The following is a 14,907-nucleotide window of genomic DNA, read 5'->3' as shown; positions in this document are numbered from 1 at the left end:
CATTTTATTTTTTGTATGGCTATTATTCCAATATTGAATAAGATCAGGCTGCCGCCCTTTGTCCTTTAAAAAACGCAGGCGGAGCGTCTTCCGCTATTCCGCCATTTTTTCTAGATTGCCGTTTCGATCCATTTTAAACGTTGTTGTCGGACGTTCTTCTTCCTCAAAGAGAACTAGCTTTCGAGCGCGGTTCATAATCTTCATAAGTGTTTCATAGTCTTCTTGAACTGTTTTCGATTCTTCCTCAAGCTTGGCAACCTTCTTCTCCAACTCTTCGTTTTTCTTAATCAGTTCTTCATTTTCTTTTTTCAAACGCTCGTTTTCTTGCTGCAAAGCCTCGATATGTTCGCTGTTCCCTTGGTAAGTTCTTAAAAATTCAATTACACTATCCATTGTCAGTTCCACTTTTGAATTGGCTGCAAGCTCTGGATGATTATAATTCTTTGAATTTTGCACCGCATTTACTTCAGTAAAATCACCAGGCGACGCTTCAGGCGGCGTATAAAGCAATCGCTTCTTTGCAGTCTGGCCTTTCCCAAGCGCTCTCATTTTCTGCTTTCTCTGTTTTTTTGCAAGCTGCAAAGCTTTTTCATACTTATGGCGCACAACGGCGTTCCAGCGGAAGCCACAGGCGGCCGACGTGCGGTTCAGCTTATCACCAACTTCTTCAAAAGCGTTTAATTGCGTGCTTCCTTCACGGACATGCCGCAAAACGGTTTCTGCTAATAGCAGATCGTTTTCTTCTGTCCAAGCATCCTGTCTTGTTTTCATTCACTCTCAACTCCCTTATTCTTGAATAATACTATTTGTTCTAGCATCATTTTTCCCAAAAGATTAAAAATATATACAAGGATAGTAGATTTTTACAGAAAAGCGCTGTACTTGATTTCAAAAAACAGACAAGGTATACTACCCGATAGTGCTTATTCATGAAGAAAGGATTGTTCAAAAGGATGGCAAATGAGTTCCGTGTATGCGACGATTGTAAAGCGCCAAATTTAAAATCGCTTATTCCGAAATTAAAGAATTTGGATCCCGATGCTAAAATTGAAATCGGCTGCCAATCGTACTGCGGGCCCGGAAGAAAGAAAACGTTTGTATTTGTGAACAACCGTCCGGTCGCTGCGTTAACGGAAGAAGAGTTAATAGAAAAAGTGAAAGCAAAGCTTAAAAAATAAGAAACCGCCTTTTAAGGAATGAATGCTTCCTGAGGCGGTTTTTTATTTAAGGTTGTTGAACGACATGGACCCGATTTTCCTTTGTGTCTGTTTAGAATCGCACTTTAAAAAACGAGGTGTTCACCTGAATTTAAACAAGTTATAATATAATCATGTCAAAACGGAAGAGGGAAGAAAATGACCTATGCAAGTGAAAAGCTGCCAGAAGAAAAAGTTTTTAAAGACCCGGTTCACCGTTACATCCACGTTCGCGATAAAATCATTTGGGATTTGATCGGGACAAAAGAATTTCAACGGCTGCGCCGCATCCGCCAGCTCGGGACAACTTTTTTAACTTTTCACGGTGCGGAGCATAGCCGATTCAACCACTCATTAGGCGTTTATGAGATCGTCCGCCGAATTGTTGATGACGTATTTCGCGGGAGACCGGAATGGAACGAAGATGAGAGGCTGCTAAGCTTATGCGCTGCCCTTTTGCACGATGTCGGACACGGTCCCTTTTCTCATTCGTTTGAAAAGGTCTTCCATCTGGATCACGAAGATTTTACCCAAGCCATTATTTTAGGAAATACAGAAATAAACCGTGTTCTCTCAAATGCAGGGGCGGAATTCCCGAAAAAAGTGGCAGAGGTCATTGCGAAAACATACAAAAATAAGCAGGTTATCAGCTTAATTTCCAGCCAAATTGACGCCGACCGAATGGATTATTTGCAACGAGATGCTTTTTACACAGGCGTTCAGTACGGCCATTTTGACATGGAACGCATTTTGCGTGTGATGAGGCCGAGAGAGGATCAAGTCGTCATTAAATACAGCGGCATGCATGCTGTCGAAGATTATATTATGAGCCGATATCAAATGTACTGGCAAGTATATTTTCATCCAGTAACGAGAAGCGCTGAAGTCATTTTGTCCAAAATTCTCCATCGAGCAAAAGCTCTGTATGAAAATAATTATTCATTCCAAGCAGATCCAGTCCATTTTTATTCGATTTTCAAAGGAGATGTTACAGTCGAAGATTATTTAAAATTAGACGAATCCATCATCCTTTATTATTTCCAAGAATGGCAAAAGGAAAAGGATCCGATTTTAAGCGATCTGTGCAACAGATTTATAAACAGGCGCCTGTTTAAATATGTGGAGTTTCAACCGTCCAATGAACAATTGATGAAGCTGATTGAACTAACGAATTTGTTCAAAAAAGCAGGCATTGATCCGGAATATTATCTTGTTGTCGACTCGTCTTCAGATCTTCCGTACGATTTTTACCGACCGGGCGAGGAAGAAGAACGGCTGCCGATCCATTTGCTCATGCCAAACGGGGAAATACGGGAGCTTTCAAGAGAGTCGGAAATTGTGGACGCCATTACCGGAAAGCGGAGAACGGATCATAAATTATATTTTCCTCTTGATTTTTTAAAAGATTTCTCGGAGAAACGAAACTTGAAAAAACAAATTTTAGAAATTTTGCAGCTAACTGACAAAGATGGATTTATTCTGTAGGTGAGGAGATGAAGGGTGTGTTAACCGAACACGCAAAATTAATGAAAGTGCTGTCCGCTTCGAAAGAGATCATCGGACGAAAAAAACTGCAAAAAATTATATTTATAGCAAAAAAACTTAATTATCCCTTTTATGAAAAATACGAATTCCATTTTTACGGGCCGTATTCAGAAGAGTTGACGCTTCGCATTGAAGAGCTTTGCAACATGGGCTTTATCAATGAAGTAAAAGAAAAAAAAGGCGGCTATTATCAATACAAATATTCCCTTACAAAGTCGGGGCAGGAATTTTTAAGCCATTACGATTTGGACATGCCCGAACTGCAGAATTGCATAAATGAATTAAACGCCCAATCAGCACGTTTTTTAGAACTTGTATCAACCATTTTATATTTTGATCATTTGGACAAGGAAGAAGTGAAGGAAAAAGTATTCACGCTCAAAAAAAAGCAGCGTTATACGGATGAGGAAGTGGAGGAAGCTTATCAATTTATTCAACGATTGCAAGATCACAAATTCAGTGCAAAAATCAGCTGAATTTTCCCCTAAAAAAATGAAGAAAATCCTTTTTATGTATTTCAACCTTTTTATAGTATACTGTAAGCAAAGGAAATCGTTAGAATAGGAGGGCGCATTTTTGCCGTTTTTATATTACGATTTAGAAGTTATACCGTTTGTCATTATTGCTTTGATCGTCGGCTTCACTATCCATGAATTTTCACATGCATTTGTTGCCTATAAGTTCGGAGATCCGACAGCGAAAAATCAAGGGAGGCTGACCCTTAATCCGATCTCCCATTTAGATCCGATCGGTACTCTTTTAATATTTTTGGCAGGGTTTGGTTGGGCAAAACCCGTTCCGGTGAATCGTTTCTATTTTAAAAATCCCCGCTTATCCGGGGTATTAGTATCTGTAGCTGGTCCATTGAGCAATTTATTCATTGCCTTTCTCGCTTTTTTGCTGCTGAACTTTTTCTTTTCGTTTGGATTATTTGCTGGCTTATCTTATGATGGAGCCAGAATGGTTGAACAATTTTTTAATATTCTTATATCATTAAATATTATGTTGTTTATCTTTAATTTATTGCCGTTTCCGCCGCTTGACGGTTATCGCATCATTGAAGATTTAGCCCCGCCGGACATCCGCGCCAAGCTTACTCAATATGAAAATTACGGAGTGCTTATTTTTTTAATTATTGTTATCACCCCTTTGGATCAATATATTATTCATCCGATATTTAATTGGGGAAGCCGAGCCGTTATCACTCTTTTTCATTTCGTTTTACAACCGTTCTTTTAAAGGAGGGATGTTTACATGACAGAAAAAAAGAAAAAGGTCGAGTTCCAAATTATTAAAAACGATCCAACTGACGGCCATCGCGGCTTTGGAGCAGGCACCCTTAGCCTGGAAAATGTTTCCCCTGTCTTCATTGACATCGAGGAAAAAACGGCATTTGTAGATATCGGCGCAATGCATGCAAGGAGCCAGGTAGAACGCGGCATTAAATTTACTCATGTGAAAGAAGACGTTCCGAACGGAAAACCGTATTGGCTTGTATGGGTAACAATTGACAGAAAAGAAGATGGGCCATATTATGCCGGGGTTGCTGCCTGTTATATGACTGTTGATCGCGAGGCAAGACGAGGTTATAAATCATTGCCTGAACACGTAAACCGCATGGATAAATCGCTAAAACGGAACATCATTGTCGACCACATGGATGAAAGCTCGAAAAAAGTTCTTTCCGATTTTCTTCGAAACCATGATGAAGGCATGTGGGAGCGCTCAAGCGATGAATTAAAGCAAAGCCTTTCTGTTTAGAAGCGGAAGGTGTTGTTGATTCAGCAAAAAATGTGAAAAGCAGGGAATTTTTGATGGAAAATTCCCTGCTTTTTGTTTATGCAAGCGCCTGAAGGGCTGTGATTATCGCTAATTTATATACATCTTCAGCGTTGCAACCGCGAGAAAGATCGTTCACTGGAGCATTCAATCCTTGGAGAATCGGTCCGATCGCTTCAAAGTTTCCAAGTCTCTGTGCAATTTTATAGCCGATGTTTCCAGCTTCAAGGCTCGGGAATATAAATACATTGGCATCGCCTTTAATTACAGATCCCGGCGCTTTCTTTTCCGCAACAGACGGCACGAAAGCTGCATCAAATTGAAACTCTCCGTCCAATATTAAGTCCTGAGCCATTTCTTTTGCCAATTCAACTGCTTTTGCCACTTTTTCTGTTTCCGGGGATGTTGCTGAACCTTTTGTCGAGAAGCTGAGCATAGCAACGCGAGGGTCGATATCAAACATTTTTGCCGTTTTCGCGCTTTCAATAGCGATCTCTGCTAACTCCTGACTGGTTGGAGCGATGTTGATCGCGCAATCAGCAAATATATATTTTTCCTCACCACGAACCATGACGAATACGCCTGATGTTTTTTTCACGTTTTGTTTCGTTTTAATGATTTGAAGAGCCGGCCGCACTGTATCTGCGGTTGAATGTGCAGCACCGCTCACAAGCCCGTCCGCTTCCCCTTTATAAACAAGCATCGTGCCAAAATAATTTTCATCCAAAAGAAGCTTCCGTGCTTCTTCTTCTGTCACCTTTCCATTGCGGCGTTCAACAAAGCTTTGAACAAGCTCTTCTATTCCACTGTAATTGGCAGGATTATATATTTTTGCACCTGCAACAGAAATATTTAAACTCTTTGCTTTTTCTTCAATTTCTGTTTCATCCCCAATTAAAATGGGCTGTAACAAATTTTCCTCTGTTAATCGGGAAACTGCTGTTAAAATTCGCTCATCCAATCCTTCAGGAAAAACAATTTTAATATTTTTTCCCGATATTTTATTTTTCAATGCTGCAAAAATGTCTGCCAAAACAAAGTCAGCCTCCTTAATCTTAAAACATTCTTTTAACATGAATTGTTCCATTCACTTTTAGCATACCCCACCTGCTCTTAAATTTAAAATGAAAAATTTCATCATAGCGCTTTCAACAGCACTTTTTTCTGTCACATAATTGTCATACTGTTTTACCCGGATATTCTCCCCTAAACTGTGGTATAGTAAACTTGTACATAGCCAATATGAGAGGTGACGAAAATGAGTGAAGAAGTTCGTTCAAATGAAGCCGTTGAAACGCTCGATGGTTGGTATTGTTTGCACGATTTCCGCTCGATCGATTGGAGCGCTTGGAAAACTTTATCTAGCGATGAACGCCAGGAAGCTATTCATGAATTTCTGAATTTGTTAGAAAAATGGAGTGCAGTGGAAAAAGACCAACAAGGCAGCCACGCTTTATATACGATCGTTGGACAAAAAGCAGATTTGATGATCATGATTCTCCGGCCAACGATGGAAGAATTGAATGAAATTGAAACGGAATTTAATAAAACAAAACTGGCTGAATATACAAGCCCTGCCTATTCATATGTTTCCGTTGTGGAATTGAGCAGCTACGTAGGCGGCGGAAATGATGAAGATCCGTATCAAAATCCATATATCCGATCTAGACTATATCCTATTTTGCCGAAATCAAAATATGTTTGCTTCTATCCGATGGATAAACGCCGTCAAGGCAATGACAATTGGTATATGCTGCCGATGGAAGAGCGCCGGAGCCTCATGAGAAGCCACGGACTTATCGGCCGCAAGTACGGAGATAAAGTAAAACAAATTATTACCGGTTCTGTCGGATTTGATGACTGGGAATGGGGCGTCACGCTCTTCTCTGATGATGTTTTGCAGTTTAAAAAGCTCGTATATGAAATGCGTTTTGATGAAGTAAGCGCCAGATACGGCGAATTTGGCTCTTTCTTTGTCGGCAACATTTTGCATCCTGAAAAAATTGCAGCATTTTTACATGTATAAACCAGTACTGCTTTCAGTACTGGTTTTTTCTGCTGAAGGGCGCCCATAGTGAGTAAGAAATCCTAGCTGACATGCTTAATGTGTACGGAAAAAGGTCATGTTGTGCAGGAAGTGTAACAAATCACGATTTATCTCTTTCTTACGTGCAACAAAATAAAAGTACGGGGAGATTTGAAGAAAAATTTCAATGGAAAGAATGGGCGAGAGGGTGACTTTTCCCAACACCATGCACCATGCCAAGCGCCATGGATGAATACATATATGCCACTTCTCAAAATATGGGGCTGTCCAGTCAAAATCCACTGAAAATAAAACATCATAAGCATTGATATATCAGTGTTTCTAAAACATTAAAGGGGCGTCTATAAGCCGGAAAATAGACTTATTAGACAGCCCCTCATACTTTATAAGCTTCTTTTTTTCTTTTATACAGAACAAAGATGTCGGAATGGGAATTTTTCCGAATGTCATAAAAAAGGTTTCATCGTCATACATTGGAATGAAAGATTACTATTTAGGCAATGTCTTTTTAAAGAAAAAGGCAGGTGAAAAAATGGCTGTAATTCCCACATACTGAAGAAGATGTAAAGCTATTGGCCAGATTGATGAGAGCTGAAGCAGAAGGAGACGGAGATTTAGGCATGCTTCTTGTAGGCAATGTCGGTGTCAACCGTGTCCTTGCAGATTGTTTAGACTTTAAGGATATACGCACCGTTCGCAGTATGGTGTTTCAAAGCCCCGGAGGCTTCGAAGCCACACAGAAAGGATATTTTTATCAGGCTGCAAGGCAAAATGAAATAGACTTAGCAAGAAAAGTTTTGAAAGGAAACCGCTACAGTCCTGCAGAAACTGCTTTGTGGTTTTTTAAGCCATATGGCGATTGCCCTGCTACATGGTATAACCAATATAACTCAGGACGATATAAATCCCATTGTTTTTATATTCCTGCACAATCTGTTTGCCCAAGCGTATATAGATTTTAGGAGGTTGAACATGAGCAACAAAAAACAGAACCAACGGCAGCAGCAGGGGTATCCAGTTCCTGCAGTTACTCCTGTACAGCCAACCTATCCGTACGGATTTTACGCGCCCAGCGGGTCTGTTATCGGCGCCCCTCCCTCAGCTCAACCAAGCGGCACCAGCGGTCAAGCTGTACCCGGAATGCTTCCGCTTGAAGAATCCTATGTCGAAAACATTTTGCGCTTAAATAAAGGGAAATTGGCCACCGTATACATGACCTTTGAAAACAATCCTGAATGGCCGGCGAAAGTATTTCGCGGCGTCATTGAAGCTGCCGGAAGAGATCATCTCATTTTAAGCGACCCGCAAACAGGAAGGCGATATTTATTGCTGATGGTTTTTTTGAATTACGTCACTTTCGATGAGGAAATCGTATATACATCCCCTCAAAGTCTCGCTTCTTATCCACCAAGATAAGAAAAACGCTAGACAGAGAGAGGCCGGTAGGAATGCTGCAAGACGCTTTATAATTTCTTGAACAGCGCCCTGCCCTTGTCTAGCTTCCTTGTCAAATAGACAGAAGTCTAAGCAGGACAGAAGTCTAAGCAGCCTTGCTTCTTTAATGAAGCAAGGTTATTCAGCTTTTCTATGAGCTTTTATTTTCATTTCGATCTTACTTATATAAATAAAAGCACTTAAATTTCAAAAACGGCCAATAAAGCTTTTTTTCCCTTCGACTTAAAACGTATAATCGAGATTCAGAAAAAATTTCCGATTACCTCCCCCATTTCATCTAGGGCATTTTCCGCATCCATAGCAATAAAAAAAACCGGGCGTGAAAATTCCACGCCCAGTTTCTTCTACCAGAATTTAAATCCCGGTGAACTTGGTGCATTTTCAATGATATCGATGACCGGTACTGTATAAGCGATTACAATTAGCACAACAGACAGACCGATCCAAATTTTCCAATTTTCTAGAAGCAATGGCGTTTTTTCCGCATCTTCATGAACTTCACCAACTGGAAATTCTTCCGTTCCTTTTGGAGCAGCCACTGCCAAATTTATAACAATATAAAGAATCATCAAAATGGCAACGAATAAGATGGCTCCGCCAACCGCCATGATAGTTTGATAAGACATCCATTCCAACGCCTGCGGATGGTCTCCATATGTTGTATAAGCGGTCCGCCGAGGAGCTCCAAACAGACCAACTGTATGCATGGCTCCTGACATTAGGAACATACCGATGCACCAGAAAACGGTTTGAATGATCCCTAATTTATTTAATCGCGGTGTTAACGTTCTGCCTGTTAAATGAGGAACCAACCAATAGGAAATACCAAAAAACGTCAACGCTACAGTGGTGGCCACTGTTAAATGGAAATGTCCTGTTACCCATAAAGTGTTATGAACGACTTGGTTCATTTGGTTACTTGCATTAATGATTCCGCCTGCTCCGCCAGGAATAAAAACGAGCATTCCCATAAACGGTGCAAAAAAGCGAACATCTGTCCACGGAAGCTTTTTCACCCAGCCAAACAGTCCGCTGGCCCCTTTTTCTCTTCCGCTTATTTCAAATGTTGCAAACAAAGCGAAAGCTGTCATTAAAGATGGAACAATGACCATAAACGTCAACACAATTTGCAAAAACTTCCAAAACGGAGTGATCCCAGACTCTAGTATTTGATGATGGAAGCCGACTGGGATGGAAAAAAGAACAAACAGTACAAACGCCAGTCTTGCAAGCGAATCGCTGAAAATTTTCCCGCCTATTATTTTTGGAATGATGACGTACCAGCACATATAGGCAGGCAATAACCAGAAATACACTAATGGATGGCCGAAATACCAAAAAAGTGTTCTGCTTAACAGCACATTGATTTTATCGACTAACCCGAAGGACCAAGGAATAAACTGGAATAATACCGTTACTGCTACGCCCAATGTTGCTATGATCCATAAAATCATTGTGGCAACTGCCATAAAGCTTAATAGAGGAGACGGCTTTCCTTCATTTTTCTTTTTCCAGACAGCGTATTGGCTAAACATGCCAGCTCCGCTTACCCAGCTGCCGACTACAACAAGCGTCAGACCGATATAAAACCATGGCGATGCTTTAAGTGGTGCATAAAAAGTGTATAGAACGGTCGCTTTATTTAATAAGATCATAACCGTTGTAATCGCTGTTCCAATCGTCATAAGCCAAAAGCCGATCCAAGCCGACTTTTTGGCAAACGGAGTTAAATCACCTGTCGTCCGACTCATGGAAGCATATAAAAAACCAATGATAAAAAATGTTGTAAAAACAAGTGCCAACAAAACGCCATGAGCAGTCAAAAGCTGATAATATCCGATCCCTGCCGGAAGCTCAAGCGTTCCGCTTCTAACAAAAGCCTGCAATAACCCGGCAATCGCTCCTAAAAACAATGCAATATAACCAACTGCAATATGGGCGAGCGCCAGCTTTCCATCGTTTGGGTGAAGCGCTGTATTTTTCATGCTTTTGTCACCTCAATTTTCGTGCTCATCATTTGGTGCCCAGTACCGCAATATTCGTTGCAAATTATTAAATAGCTGCCGGGTTTATGAAATGTATGTGTAAGCGAATTCACATGTCCCGGGGTCACCATCATGTTTACATTTGTGCCAACGATTTCAAGGCCATGAACAACATCTTTGCTTGTCACGATAATATGAACTTTTGCTCCCTCCGGTATTTTTATGTCATTCGGCATAAAGGCAAAAGCTTGAGAAACTATAACAAGTTCGTATTCGTTGTCTCCAATTTTCTTTAAGCCTGGTTGATTAAACGGCTCTGTCGTGTCTACTTTTTGCGGATCCAATGTGGTCAGATCACTCGGCGGATGATGACCTTGTGCAAATGCACTGATGCCCACGATTGTTAAAAACATCACAAGCGTACCTATACCTATTAATAGCCAAACCTTTTCAAGTCTGTGCAAATGCAAGATGATCCCCCTCCTTTATAATCGTTGAATAAATAAGTAGTAAACTCCAAACCAAGAAAGTATTAAAAAAAGAGCCAGCATAAGAACGGATAAAAAAGTGCCAAATAACGAATATTCTTTCTTTTGAGCAATTTCCTGCTCTTTTTTATCGGAGATGAATTCTTTTGCCACCCATAACACCACCTTTTCTTCTTTTAAAAAAATTGTAGTTTAGCTTACGTTAGTCAATCTGTGAAAAAAATCACATTTTCCATAGTACTTTTTGACAGTATGTTGAACAAAAAAACATTGCATTCACACTGAATCTTCTATCATTAGGAAGCTAGGAGCCAAAATGAACGGGACACATTTTTGGATAAAGCTCTGGCTATGACCTTTGAATCGGTTAAGAAGGTCACCCTTTCATTTCTTTGCACAAAAAACGCCTGTCCCGATATAGTAGACAGACGTTTATATTTACATATATTTAACTGCAGCAACAGCAAGAAGAACCCATGCAATTAAAAATGAAATGCCTCCAAGCGGCGTAATTGCACCTAACACTTTGATCTGCGTCACACTTAATATATACAGGCTTCCGGAAAACAGGAGAATACCGATGAGCATCAGCCACCCGGCCCAATTTGCATAGCCTGCCTGCGGATGCTGCTGCAAAAACAGAGCCGTGACAAAAAGGCCTATCGAATGGAACATTTGATATTGTACACCTGTTTGCCATGTCTCCAAATATTTTTGCGGAATTTTCCCTTCCAAACCATGGGCGCCGAATGCTCCTAAAGCTACAGACAAAAAAGCACCGACGGCTCCAAGAATGAAAAATATTTTCATCATCTTCACCCCTTTTTCCCTTCATCTTACCTTATCGTCCGTTTTTTTTAAATGAAGATTTTACAGATGACAAGATTTTGTTAGAAATCAAAAATAGATTCTCCATTTGCATCGTCTTCGACCAACAAACGTTCTTTCATTGTCAGCGTTTTGCTGTTTGCATTTCCGATCATTTTTTCCAGCTCTAATGGAGTTATTTCACTTTCGCTTTTTGGCTCTTGAATAGCTGAAAAATCATAATTTTCCTCTTGTTGATCCAAAATAACATCACATAAAGAACGGATGACAAGAAGCCGGGCTTTTAGATCATGAGGTGTTCCTGCTGCCTTTGCCTTTTTCAGTTCCTCCTCCATTTTTCCTATTATGCTTGAGACCGGTATATTCAACTCCTATCGCTCCTTATTGAAAGATAATGATCTTGCTTTTTTATCATATTTGATTTTTTCCTTATTGACAAACTTGTCTGCTTCATTCACTTTTCATAACAAACTTGTTACAATAAGTAAGGAATTTTTGAGCACAAGGAGGGCCTGCAGATGGACAATCAATATTTGCAAACAATAAACGGCGATTTATGGTTAACAGAAGATGAAAGAGAAAATTTAAAAATCAGCTATAGAATCAAAGAAGTGCTTTTTTCAAAGCAATCCCCTTTTCAACATGTTATGGTATTGGATTCATATGATTTTGGCCGCATGCTAGTGCTAGATGGAGTTGTGCAAACCACTTCTATTGATGGGCATATATATAATGAAATGATTTCCCATATCCCGCTCAATCTCCACCCAAATCCGGAAAAAGTGCTGATCATCGGCGGCGGAGACTGCGGTGTTGCCAGAGAAGTATGCAAATATGATTCAGTGAAGGAAATCGATATGGTGGAAATTGACGAGCTTGTCGTTTCCGCATGCAAGGAGCATCTGCCTGAAGTGTCAGGAAACTTAAGCGACCCGCGCGTAAATTTCTTATTTATTGACGGCGTGAAATATGTAGAAAACAAACAAAATGAATACGATGTGATCATTGTTGACTCTTCTGACCCGATTGGACCGGCAGAACAGCTGTTTTCAAAAGATTTTTATACCAACCTATATAAAGCGTTAAAAGACGATGGCCTCATGGTATGCCAAAGTCAATCGCCTGTTTTCCACTTGGATGTTTTAAAACGGTCTTATAGCCATATTCAATCTTTATTCCCGATTACAAAACTATACACAGCTGTTGTTCCTACATATCCGGGAGGACTATGGAGCTTTACAATCGGATCGAAAAAATATGAAGATGTAAAGTCGGACAATTTTTCGAAAGATACAAAATATGTAAATCAAGCTATTCTCGAAGGGTGCTTTAAGCTTCCTGAGTTTTTGCAGCAAGCATTGAAATAATGGAGCTGGCCCAAAAGTCATTGAAAGTTGGCTTTTTGGGCCTCTATTTGTTTTGACAAAAAAACATACTTTCTAGTAAAAATGCAAGCGTCAAACGAACAATAAAGAAAGAACTGTGTGCTGCAAAATAAAGTACATAATTATATTGCAATCAGACAAAGACGAGAATTTGCTTAAAGAAACGCAAAAAGTGAGAGGCGATGGTAAAGCACCTCTCACTTAGATAAAATCTCTTTTGCAACTGGGAATTCGCCTATGCTGGTATTCGCCAGCTACTTTCAAAAATACAAAAGCCAATGAAGAAAAACGAGCTGTTTTCTCCACTTACTTCATTTAGCGACTTTATCAGAAAGTCTAAAATATGATATGTTGCTTATTTTTCAAACAGTTTACAAATAAATGGGATGCCAATCATCAAATGGTATTTTGATAACTTGATGAAACTATTTGTGAAATATACTCACCTACTAAAACAACTAATCCCGCAAAAACTGCGGAAAAAACGGCTTGTTTCATAATAATCATTTCTCCCCCAATTGGGGAAAGACTATAGAATATTTACTATATTTATACTTTCTATACTGGGACGCCAGTTACATATTCAGATAAAATAGCCCCTACGATAGCTCCTGCAACTGCTCCACCAATTCCACCAAACAAAGAACATAAGTATGTCGCTCCATTTGAAATTCCACCTTTAATTATTGCTCGGAAAACAGTTTTAGTTAACCAGAATTCGACTCGGACGAGTGTGCTCTTTTATTATTTTGTTGAAAGAATCTTTTTGCATACTGGAAAAAGGTTATCTTCATCTTTTGCAAATTTTTTTAATAGGTTTTCAGTAACTTCAATTGGAAAACTTTGTTTGTCTTCATCAGTGAGAGAAAGTGTTTCAATGACATACTGATGAAACTCCTGAAGATTTGGAAATTCACCAGTTTTTCTATACATTCTTTCTGTTTTACTGACTAATAAGGTTAATTTATGATACTTAGTTGCATCAATATTTAATTTTAAAAGAACATAGTCTATATCATTTTTATCAATATGTTTGTTTGTTTCAACAAGTTCAACCAATAGTTTCATTACTTTACCCAGTTTTTGTGTTAATTGATATGTTTCTTTATCAAGTCTGTTAATTTGTTCAATTTCTTCTTCAATATGTTTAATTCTATCCTCTAATTCTTTCATTCATACTTCCCCTCCCTACCTATGTGTCTTACACTGGAGCCAAAAATTCAATAGCTTCTCTAATTACGGAGGCTACAATTCTAGCTGTGGTTTTTCCTAGAGGTTTTTTTAATGCTTGATAAACAGCATCTTCTATCTTACCATAGGTTAAATTTTCCACACTTTCTAATTTTCTTAAAGCAGGTTTAACGTAAGTATGCATTAAATTTCCTACTTTAACAGCTGCGTCTTTCCCTAAAGTTTTACTACAAAATTAGTTATGGTAGTAGTGTTATTAATCGCCCATTTTAAAGCTTTTTTAACTGCATAGCTAGGAACAGAGTTTGTTTGAACGCCGCCAGGTCTAACTGGGTCAGTTACTGTAATAGAACCTGGTCTATCTAATTGATAATTTTTAGCAAAACTATTATAGTCGAGAACTAACTCTTTTTTCTCATTATTTAAAGCATCATAATCATTTTCAGTTGGTAATACAGTAGTTGGTTCATTTGTCGCAGCACTTGTTTTATTACCTTCAAATCCTACGAATGTTGTTAATAGTATTGCTGAAGAACTTAAGATTAAGATACCTTTTTTAACATATTTTTCCTTTGTAATAAATAAAATTGTTAGAAATGATCGTACTTTGTCAAATCCTCTATTCCGCAAAGAACAAAGCGATGCTTTTGTAGTCTTGGTATATTGCTCATTTGCTTCGAACTTCCTTTTTATTTGAAAGACGTTTTACAAGTCTATATTGTTTCAATATTTCCTAAAAAATCCTTTTATGCGCAAATATGACAGATTCCAATGCAATGACGAGGGTGCACAAATCTATTCTTGAAGAAAAACCGAGGCAGAAAGTGCGCCCCGTCATATTAAAGGCAATCGGTCGTTCCGCAAATTTTCTTTTCGAGGGCTTTCGAAAGTCCAAACGGAGTTGGAATTGTGGCCATGGAACACAATCTATTGAAAGCGACCGGAAAGTCATTCACTTTCAACAGAATCTCCAAAAAAATAAAAAGACGGATGAAGAAAAACTTTATG

At 39.1% G+C, this 14,907-nt stretch carries 19 protein-coding genes; 9 read left to right on the top strand and 10 right to left on the bottom strand.

The annotated features are described in order from the left end of the window. Nucleotides 1-93: 93 nt before the first annotated feature. A complete protein-coding gene (locus tag ACVIJU_RS02785; RefSeq protein ID WP_066251351.1) occupies nucleotides 94-771 on the bottom strand; it encodes an RsfA family transcriptional regulator in 678 nt (225 codons plus the stop codon). A 182-nt stretch (nucleotides 772-953) separates the two neighbouring features. Between ACVIJU_RS02785 and ACVIJU_RS02780 the strand changes: the two genes are divergently transcribed. The 5 genes from ACVIJU_RS02780 (at nucleotide 954) to ACVIJU_RS02760 (ending at nucleotide 4,502) form a co-directional block, all read left to right on the top strand. Next, nucleotides 954-1,178 carry a DUF1450 domain-containing protein gene (locus tag ACVIJU_RS02780; RefSeq protein WP_063389054.1) on the top strand — a complete coding sequence of 75 codons (225 nt, stop codon included), beginning with the start codon at nucleotides 954-956 and terminating at the stop codon, nucleotides 1,176-1,178. A gap of 177 nt (nucleotides 1,179-1,355) precedes the next feature. Then, nucleotides 1,356-2,681, top strand: a complete 1,326-nt coding sequence (locus ACVIJU_RS02775) for an HD domain-containing protein (RefSeq protein ID WP_063389055.1) — start codon at nucleotides 1,356-1,358, stop codon at nucleotides 2,679-2,681. Nucleotides 2,682-2,698: 17 nt separating this feature from the next. After that, on the top strand, nucleotides 2,699-3,217 hold the full coding sequence (locus ACVIJU_RS02770; RefSeq protein WP_063389056.1) for a YwgA family protein: 519 nt from the start codon (nucleotides 2,699-2,701) through the stop codon (nucleotides 3,215-3,217). A 100-nt stretch (nucleotides 3,218-3,317) separates the two neighbouring features. Further along, on the top strand, nucleotides 3,318-3,980 hold the full coding sequence (locus ACVIJU_RS02765; RefSeq protein ID WP_144597598.1) for a site-2 protease family protein: 663 nt from the start codon (nucleotides 3,318-3,320) through the stop codon (nucleotides 3,978-3,980). Between the two features lie 15 nt (nucleotides 3,981-3,995). Further along, nucleotides 3,996-4,502 (top strand): YwhD family protein, encoded by a 507-nt coding sequence (locus ACVIJU_RS02760; RefSeq protein WP_063389058.1) that lies wholly within the window; start codon nucleotides 3,996-3,998, stop codon nucleotides 4,500-4,502. Between the two features lie 76 nt (nucleotides 4,503-4,578). Here ACVIJU_RS02760 and pta read toward each other — a convergent pair whose 3' ends face one another. Beyond that, a complete protein-coding gene (pta, locus tag ACVIJU_RS02755; RefSeq protein WP_311066666.1) occupies nucleotides 4,579-5,553 on the bottom strand; it encodes a phosphate acetyltransferase in 975 nt (324 codons plus the stop codon). 225 nt (nucleotides 5,554-5,778) lie between these two features. On the opposite strand from pta, the gene hemQ reads away from it, so the two are divergent. The 3 genes from hemQ (at nucleotide 5,779) to gerQ (ending at nucleotide 7,983) form a co-directional block, all read left to right on the top strand. After that, nucleotides 5,779-6,546, top strand: coding sequence for a hydrogen peroxide-dependent heme synthase (gene hemQ / locus ACVIJU_RS02750; protein ID WP_063389059.1), 768 nt, complete (start codon nucleotides 5,779-5,781; stop codon nucleotides 6,544-6,546). 605 nt (nucleotides 6,547-7,151) lie between these two features. Further along, nucleotides 7,152-7,529: a cell wall hydrolase gene (locus ACVIJU_RS02745; RefSeq protein WP_063389130.1), complete on the top strand. Its 378-nt coding sequence runs from the start codon at nucleotides 7,152-7,154 to the stop codon at nucleotides 7,527-7,529. 10 nt (nucleotides 7,530-7,539) lie between these two features. Next, a complete protein-coding gene (gerQ, locus tag ACVIJU_RS02740) occupies nucleotides 7,540-7,983 on the top strand; it encodes a spore coat protein GerQ (RefSeq protein ID WP_063389060.1) in 444 nt (147 codons plus the stop codon). Between the two features lie 383 nt (nucleotides 7,984-8,366). On the opposite strand, the gene ACVIJU_RS02735 is transcribed toward gerQ, so the two are convergent. The 5 genes from ACVIJU_RS02735 to ACVIJU_RS02715 all read right to left on the bottom strand — a co-directional run bounded on the left by ACVIJU_RS02735 (nucleotide 8,367) and on the right by ACVIJU_RS02715 (nucleotide 11,691). Continuing rightward, nucleotides 8,367-10,007 (bottom strand): b(o/a)3-type cytochrome-c oxidase subunit 1, encoded by a 1,641-nt coding sequence (locus tag ACVIJU_RS02735; protein WP_063389061.1) that lies wholly within the window; start codon nucleotides 10,005-10,007, stop codon nucleotides 8,367-8,369. Next, complete coding sequence (locus tag ACVIJU_RS02730; protein WP_063389062.1) at nucleotides 10,004-10,477, bottom strand: cytochrome c oxidase subunit II; 474 nt, start codon at nucleotides 10,475-10,477, stop codon at nucleotides 10,004-10,006. Before ACVIJU_RS02730 ends, ACVIJU_RS02735 begins: the two co-directional genes overlap by 4 nt. Nucleotides 10,478-10,492: 15 nt before the next feature. Continuing rightward, nucleotides 10,493-10,648 (bottom strand): cytochrome c oxidase subunit 2A, encoded by a 156-nt coding sequence (locus ACVIJU_RS02725; RefSeq protein ID WP_117016867.1) that lies wholly within the window; start codon nucleotides 10,646-10,648, stop codon nucleotides 10,493-10,495. A gap of 285 nt (nucleotides 10,649-10,933) precedes the next feature. Continuing rightward, nucleotides 10,934-11,305, bottom strand: coding sequence for a DUF423 domain-containing protein (locus tag ACVIJU_RS02720; protein WP_063389063.1), 372 nt, complete (start codon nucleotides 11,303-11,305; stop codon nucleotides 10,934-10,936). Nucleotides 11,306-11,385: 80 nt separating this feature from the next. Further along, entirely contained in the window at nucleotides 11,386-11,691 is a 306-nt protein-coding gene (locus ACVIJU_RS02715) for a YwdI family protein (protein ID WP_063389064.1), read from the bottom strand. A 150-nt stretch (nucleotides 11,692-11,841) separates the two neighbouring features. Here ACVIJU_RS02715 and speE point away from each other — a divergent pair, with 150 nt between their 5' ends. After that, nucleotides 11,842-12,690, top strand: a complete 849-nt coding sequence (gene speE / locus ACVIJU_RS02710) for a polyamine aminopropyltransferase (protein WP_063389065.1) — start codon at nucleotides 11,842-11,844, stop codon at nucleotides 12,688-12,690. A gap of 762 nt (nucleotides 12,691-13,452) precedes the next feature. Here speE and ACVIJU_RS02705 read toward each other — a convergent pair. Genes ACVIJU_RS02705 through ACVIJU_RS02695 form a run of 3 tightly spaced genes read right to left on the bottom strand, consistent with a single transcriptional unit; the run spans nucleotide 13,453 to nucleotide 14,529 of the window. Then, nucleotides 13,453-13,881 (bottom strand): hypothetical protein, encoded by a 429-nt coding sequence (locus ACVIJU_RS02705; protein ID WP_063389066.1) that lies wholly within the window; start codon nucleotides 13,879-13,881, stop codon nucleotides 13,453-13,455. 28 nt (nucleotides 13,882-13,909) lie between these two features. Beyond that, entirely contained in the window at nucleotides 13,910-14,083 is a 174-nt protein-coding gene (locus tag ACVIJU_RS02700; protein WP_161939832.1) for a hypothetical protein, read from the bottom strand. 32 nt (nucleotides 14,084-14,115) lie between these two features. Beyond that, complete coding sequence (locus tag ACVIJU_RS02695) at nucleotides 14,116-14,529, bottom strand: hypothetical protein (protein ID WP_063389067.1); 414 nt, start codon at nucleotides 14,527-14,529, stop codon at nucleotides 14,116-14,118. Nucleotides 14,530-14,907: the final 378 nt, after the last annotated feature.

The organism is Aeribacillus sp. SP014 (assembly GCF_054055575.1).
This window is presented reverse-complemented; position numbering and strand designations above follow the sequence as displayed.

Bases quoted from the DNA above. Each gene is read 5' to 3' on its own strand.
- ACVIJU_RS02780 (WP_063389054.1), top strand. From the start codon at position 954: ATGGCAAATGAGTTCCGTGTATGCGACGATTGTAAAGCGCCAAATTTA.
- ACVIJU_RS02775 (WP_063389055.1), top strand. From the start codon at position 1,356: ATGACCTATGCAAGTGAAAAGCTGCCAGAAGAAAAAGTTTTTAAAGAC.
- ACVIJU_RS02705 (WP_063389066.1), bottom strand. From the start codon at position 13,881: ATGAAAGAATTAGAGGATAGAATTAAACATATTGAAGAAGAAATTGAA.
- ACVIJU_RS02700 (WP_161939832.1), bottom strand. From the start codon at position 14,083: ATGCATACTTACGTTAAACCTGCTTTAAGAAAATTAGAAAGTGTGGAA.
- ACVIJU_RS02720 (WP_063389063.1), bottom strand. From the start codon at position 11,305: ATGAAAATATTTTTCATTCTTGGAGCCGTCGGTGCTTTTTTGTCTGTA.
- speE (WP_063389065.1), top strand. From the start codon at position 11,842: ATGGACAATCAATATTTGCAAACAATAAACGGCGATTTATGGTTAACA.
- hemQ (WP_063389059.1), top strand. From the start codon at position 5,779: ATGAGTGAAGAAGTTCGTTCAAATGAAGCCGTTGAAACGCTCGATGGT.
- ACVIJU_RS02760 (WP_063389058.1), top strand. From the start codon at position 3,996: ATGACAGAAAAAAAGAAAAAGGTCGAGTTCCAAATTATTAAAAACGAT.
- ACVIJU_RS02745 (WP_063389130.1), top strand. From the start codon at position 7,152: ATGAGAGCTGAAGCAGAAGGAGACGGAGATTTAGGCATGCTTCTTGTA.
- gerQ (WP_063389060.1), top strand. From the start codon at position 7,540: ATGAGCAACAAAAAACAGAACCAACGGCAGCAGCAGGGGTATCCAGTT.
- ACVIJU_RS02735 (WP_063389061.1), bottom strand. From the start codon at position 10,007: ATGAAAAATACAGCGCTTCACCCAAACGATGGAAAGCTGGCGCTCGCC.
- ACVIJU_RS02785 (WP_066251351.1), bottom strand. From the start codon at position 771: ATGAAAACAAGACAGGATGCTTGGACAGAAGAAAACGATCTGCTATTA.